This window comes from Leyella stercorea DSM 18206, from assembly GCF_000235885.1.
Taxonomy (GTDB): Bacteria; Bacteroidota; Bacteroidia; order Bacteroidales; family Bacteroidaceae; genus Prevotella; species Prevotella stercorea.
On the sequence record NZ_JH379396.1, the window covers coordinates 1 to 5,995 of the forward strand.

Annotated in this window: 5 protein-coding genes; all 5 read left to right on the forward strand. The window is 55.4% G+C overall.

Going from position 1 to position 5,995, the window contains the following annotated elements; all coding sequences use genetic code 11:
* Nucleotides 1–131: 131 nt before the first annotated feature.
* The 5 genes from nadB to HMPREF0673_RS03850 all read left to right on the forward strand — a co-directional run bounded on the left by nadB (nt 132) and on the right by HMPREF0673_RS03850 (nt 5,943).
* A complete protein-coding gene (gene nadB, locus HMPREF0673_RS03830) occupies nt 132–1,721 on the forward strand; it encodes an L-aspartate oxidase (protein ID WP_007898302.1) in 1,590 nt (529 codons plus the stop codon).
* Between the two features lie 33 nt (nt 1,722–1,754).
* The gene (locus HMPREF0673_RS03835) at nt 1,755–2,138 is read left to right on the forward strand and encodes an FMN-binding protein (RefSeq protein WP_007898304.1); all 384 of its coding nucleotides are present in this window, start codon (nt 1,755–1,757) and stop codon (nt 2,136–2,138) included.
* 441 nt (nt 2,139–2,579) lie between these two features.
* Nucleotides 2,580–3,128 (forward strand): glutathione peroxidase, encoded by a 549-nt coding sequence (locus HMPREF0673_RS03840; RefSeq protein WP_007898305.1) that lies wholly within the window; start codon nt 2,580–2,582, stop codon nt 3,126–3,128.
* 266 nt (nt 3,129–3,394) lie between these two features.
* Nucleotides 3,395–4,342: a thioredoxin-disulfide reductase gene (trxB, locus tag HMPREF0673_RS03845; RefSeq protein ID WP_007898309.1), complete on the forward strand. Its 948-nt coding sequence runs from the start codon at nt 3,395–3,397 to the stop codon at nt 4,340–4,342.
* Nucleotides 4,343–4,518: 176 nt separating this feature from the next.
* Entirely contained in the window at nt 4,519–5,943 is a 1,425-nt protein-coding gene (locus HMPREF0673_RS03850; RefSeq protein ID WP_007898310.1) for a sodium:solute symporter, read from the forward strand.
* Nucleotides 5,944–5,995: the final 52 nt, after the last annotated feature.

Sequence of the window (5,995 nt, forward strand, 5' to 3'; positions counted from 1 at the left end):
TATGCGCTAAATTAATTCCGCCAACGGGTTATATAACGTTTTTTTCTATTCATTAAAAAAAAATAGACAACTTTATTGTGTCTTCTTTTTTTTCTCTAAATTTGCAACGTCTAAGAATAAATACCGAAAAGATGGTTTTTAAATACGACTTTCTGATTATTGGTGCCGGAGTTGCCGGCATGAGCTACGCTTTGAAGGTAGCTCGCGCACACAAAGGCAAGGTGTGCATGATTTGCAAGACTTCGCTTGACGAGGCAAACACTTCGTTTGCCCAGGGAGGCGTTGCCTCAGTGACTAATCTTGCAGTCGACAATTTCGACAAGCATATAGAAGACACGATGATAGCGGGCGACTTCATCAGCGACCGTCGTGCCGTAGAGCAAGTGGTGCGCAATGCGCCGGAGCAGATTGCCGAGCTCGTGAAATGGGGCGTGAACTTCGACCGCAAGGAGGACGGCGAGTTCGACCTGCATCGCGAGGGCGGACACTCCGAGTTCCGTATCCTGCACCACGCCGACGACACGGGCGCCGAGATACAGCGCGGACTGATGGCGGCTGTGCGTGCGTGCCCCGACATCGACGTTAAGGAGAACCACTTCGCCGTGGAGATAATCACGCAGCACCACCTCGGCGCGCGCGTCACACGTCGCACACCTTATATTAATTGCTACGGTGCGTACGTGCTCAACCCCGAGACGCAGAAGGTGGACACGTATCTGAGTAAGGTGACACTGATGTGTACGGGCGGCTGCGGAGCCGTATACCAGACCACTACCAACCCCGTCATCGCTACGGGCGACGGCGAGGCAATGGTATATCGTGCAAAGGGCACGGTGAAGGACATGGAATTCGTACAGTTCCACCCGACGGCGCTCTATCACCCGGGCGAGACTCACCCTGCGTTCCTCATCACTGAGGCGATGCGTGGCTACGGTGGCATACTGCGCCTGCCGAACGGCGAGTCGTTCATGGAGAAGTACGACGAGCGCCTCTCGTTAGCTCCACGCGACATCGTGGCGCGTGCCATCGACAAGGAGATGAAGATACACGGCATCGACCACGTGTGCCTCGACGTTACGCATAAAGACCCAGCCGAGACAAAGAAGCACTTCCCGAACATCTACCTCAAGTGCAAGTCGATAGGCATCGACATCACCACCGACTATATCCCCGTTCGCCCTGCAGCCCACTACATGTGCGGCGGCATAAAGGTAGATCTCAACGGACAGTCGTCGATAGAGCGCCTGTACGCCATCGGCGAGTGCTCTTGCACGGGTCTGCACGGTGGCAACCGCCTGGCGAGCAACTCGCTCATCGAGGCTGTGGTGTACGCTGACGCAGCTGCCAAGCACTCGCTGGAGCACGTAGACGAGTACGACTTCAACGAGAAGGTGCCGGAGTGGAACGACGAGGGCACGATGACCAACGAGGAGAAGGTGCTCATCACGCAGAGCGTGAAGGAGGTGGGCGAGATAATGTCCAACTACGTGGGCATCGTGCGCTCTGACCTGCGCCTGAAGCGTGCGTGGGACCGCCTCGACTTGCTCTACGAGGAGACCGAGGAGCTCTTCAAGCGCGTAAAGGCGAGCCGCGACATCTGCGAGCTGCGCAACATGATTAACGTGGGCTACCTCATCACACGTCAGGCTATCGAGCGCAAGGAGTGCCGCGGACTGCACTACACCACCGACTATCCGCTGCACGCGTACGACAAGAAGTAATTCTCAACTCTCAACTTATTATTATAATAAATTATGAAGCAAAGAACCTTAATCATCGCTCTCTGCTCCTTCGCCCTTATGAGCTTCTGCGTCAGCAAGAACGCCATAAAGTACGAGAAGGGCACCGCCGTAGTCAACACTACGTCGATAGTGAAGGCGCGCGGTTTCCAGGGCAAGACGCCGGTGAAGATATACATCCGCAATGGCAAGGTGCAGAAGATAGTGGCACTTCCCAACCAGGATACGCCCTCGGTGTTCGCGCAGGCGGAGACACTGCTGAAGAAGTTCGTGGGCAAGAGTGTCGACGAAGCGGAGCAGATGAAGGTGGACGGCGTGAGCGGTGCCACCTACTCGTCGAAAGCCCTCATACAGAACGTGAAGGGCGGACTGAAATACTACCGAGAGAACAAGAAGTAGAGCGTTTGACATAGCTCTAACAGTATAGAAGGCTGATGTTTTAGCTGCGTTTTGCGGCTAAAACGTCAGCCTTTTTCAGTACTTTCACCATCGTGCAGCGAACGGAATCCTATCGGGTGGCGGACGCAATCTGATTGGACGGCGAACGGAATCTGATCGGACGGCGAACGCAATCCAATCGGGTGGCGGACGCAATCTGATCGGGTGGCGAACGGAATCCGATCGGGTGGCGGACGGAACACGACGCGTAGTCTATAAGGTTCGGAGTTAAGAAGTTGAAAAAAATGAGAACAAATAGTGAGTATTATCCAATAAAATCGTTACCTTTGTAAAATTAAAGTCTGTATCACAAGACTTAAAGCCAACACCCCGAAACAACAAACAATACCCCGAGACAAAAGGATATCAAAAGAACACATTAAACAAATAAAGAAAAGAAAGATGAAGACTGTTTATGATTTCTCGGTGAAAGACAGAAAAGGTAAGAGCGTGTCGCTGAAGGAGTATGCCAACGAGGTGCTGCTCATTGTGAACACAGCTACAAAATGCGGCTTCACACCGCAGTACGAGGAGCTGGAGAAGCTCTACGAGAAGTATCATGCGCAGGGATTCGAGGTGCTCGACTTCCCGTGCAACCAGTTCGGCGCACAGGCTCCTGGCACCGACGAGTCGATACACCAGTTCTGCAAGCTCACGTACAACACCGAGTTCCCGCGCTTCAAGAAGGTGAAGGTGAACGGCGACGACGCCGACGACCTCTTCAAGTTCCTCAAGGAGCAGAAGTCGTTCGCAGGCTTCGACCCTGCACACAAGCTCACACCGGTGCTCGAGGAGATACTCGCCAAGGATGCGCCCGACTATAAGGAGACAGCCGACATAAAGTGGAACTTCACAAAGTTCCTCATCAACAAGCGCGGAATGGTAGTGGCTCGATTCGAACCGACAGAGAGCCTCGACAATATCGCAAAGCAGATTGAAGAACTGCTGTAAAAAGGTGGTGAGATGGTGAGGTGGTGAGATGGTGAGATGTGAAAGATGGTGTTATGTTGAGGTGGTGAGATGGTGAGATATGAAAGATGGTGTTATGGTGAGATATGTCAACACCTCAACACCTCAACACCACAACACCACAAATCTCAACACCTCAACCTAACAACATCTCAACACAACAAATCTCAACACCTCAACACCTCAACACCTCAACACCACAACATAACACCTGTAACAACCCGTAACAACAAAACAAATCAATAGAAATGGAAAATAGAGAACATGTGCGTTGCCTCATCGTGGGCAGCGGTCCGGCAGGCTACACTGCTGCAATATACGCTGGACGCGCCAACCTCAGCCCGGTAGAATACTGCGGCATTCAGACTGGCGGTCAGCTCACACAGACTACCGTCGTAGAGAACTTCCCCGGCTACCCCGAGGGCGTGGACGGCAATCAGATGATGCAGGACTTGCGCCAGCAGGCTCTGCGCTTCGGCGTGGACATGCGCGAAGGCTCAATCGCAAAGGTCGACTTCTCGCAGAAGCCCTACGTGCTCACCACAGACACGGGCGCGGAGATAGAGGCTGACACCGTGATCATCGCTACCGGAGCAAGCGCAAAGTATCTCGGACTCGACGACGAGAAGAAGTACAACGGACAGGGCGTGAGCGCATGTGCCACATGCGACGGCTTCTTCTACCGCAAGCGCACCGTTGCCGTAGTGGGCGGCGGCGACACAGCGTGCGAGGAGGCTCTCTATCTGGCAAGTCTCTGCAAGAAGGTGTACATGATCGTGCGCAAGCCTTTCCTGCGTGCGTCTGACGTAATGCGCAAGCGCGTGGAGGAGAACGAGAAGATCGAGATTCTCTACGAGCACAACACTCTCGGACTCTTCGGCGAGGACGGCGTGGAGGGTGCTCACCTCGTGAAGCGCAAGGGCGAGCCCGACGAGGAGCGTTACGACATCGCTATCGACGGCTTCTTCCTCGCTATCGGCCATAAGCCGAACACCGACGTGTTCCGCCCGTTCGTCGACTGCGACGAGACTGGCTACATCAAGACTATTGACGGAACGCCGCGCACTAACGTGGAGGGCGTGTTCGCTGCCGGCGACTGCGCCGACCCGAACTACCGTCAGGCTATCGTGGCTGCAGGCTCAGGCTGCAAGGCTGCGCTCGAGGCTGAGCGCTGGCTCACTGAGCACAACCTGTAATTTTTAACATAGGAGGGTATGGCATCCTGCCATACCCACGCCACCTCAAATCGAGGGTTAACAAGGGCAAATTGTAGGAGGCTACAGCTTTCTTGCCGTAGCCATTAGCAACAAAAGTCTGCAAGCAGTGTGGCTACGGCAAGAAAGCTGTAGCCTCCTATTATATCAACCAAAACATGACAATCCTCCTCACCGTAGCCGCCTACTTCGCGGCTCTAATGCTCTTCAGCCGCCTCACCGCACGACGCGGCGACAACAACGAGACCTTCTTCCGCGCCAACCGACGCTCGCCGTGGTACATGGTGGCGTTCGGAATGGTGGGCGCTTCCATCTCGGGCATCACGTTCGTGAGCGTGCCGGGCATGGTGATGCGCACCGATATGACATACATACAGACTTGCATCGGCTTCATCCTCGGTTACTTCGCCATCGCCTTCCTGCTACTGCCGGTCTACTATCGGCTGAACCTGACGACCATCTACTCATATCTGAAGGAGAGGCTCGGCAAGCGGTCGTACAAGACCGGCGCATGGTTCTTCCTCACGTCGAAGATGACGGGCGCAGCGGTGCGCTTCTACGTCGTCTGCATCATTCTGCAACGCTTCGTGTTCGACGCCGTGGGCGTACCGTTCCCCATAACCGTCGTGGGCATGACGCTGCTCATCTGGCTCTACACGCGCCGCGGAGGCATCAAGACGCTGGTGTGGACCGACACGTTCCAGACCACCTGCATGTTCGCCGCGCTGCTCCTTATTATATATAATGTGACGCAGCAGCTGGGCATGAGCGTGGACGAAGCCGTGCGGGCGGTGGCTGCCGACGAACATAGCCGCATGTTCGTGTGGGACGACTGGGTGTCGACGCAGAATTTCTGGAAGCAGCTGCTCAGCGGAGCTTTCATCGCCATCGTGATGACGGGCTTGGATCAGGACATGATGCAAAAAAACCTCACGTGCAAATCGCTACGTGAGGCTCAAAAGGATGTGTGTACGTATGGTTTCGCCTTCGTGCCAGCCAACCTGCTGTTCATGGCTCTGGGCGTGCTGCTTATGATGCTGGCGCAGAAGGAGGGCACACCGCTGCCTGCGGCTGGCGACGAGCTGCTGCCGATGTTCGCGGCGACGGGCGCATTGGGCACCGTCGTCACGGTGTTCTTCACCATAGGCATCGTGGCGGCGTCGTTCTCCAGTGCCGACTCGGCGCTCACGGCTCTCACCACGAGCTACTGCGTCGACATCTGCGAGCGCCCCGAGGACGAGCGTCTGCGCCGCCGTGCACATGTGGGCATCGCCGTGGTGTTCGTGGCGTTCATTCTGCTGTTCCGTATGCTCAACTCTACGAGTGTCATCGATGCCATCTACGTACTCTGCTCCTACACTTACGGTCCGCTGTTAGGTTTGTTCGCCTTCGGACTGCTCACGCGCCGCGCCGTCAACGACCGCCTCGTACCCTATGTATGCCTCGCCTCACCCCTACTCTGTTACGCTCTCGACATCGCAGCGCAGCATCTCTGGGGCTACCGCTTCGGCTACGAGCTGCTCATGATCAACGGGGCGTTCACCTTCGCAGGGCTGTGGGCTACGAACAGCGCAAAGAAATAACTCCTAAGGGGGTGCAGCTTTCTCCGCTCGGCTTTGCCGCTTGCCAGAGCAA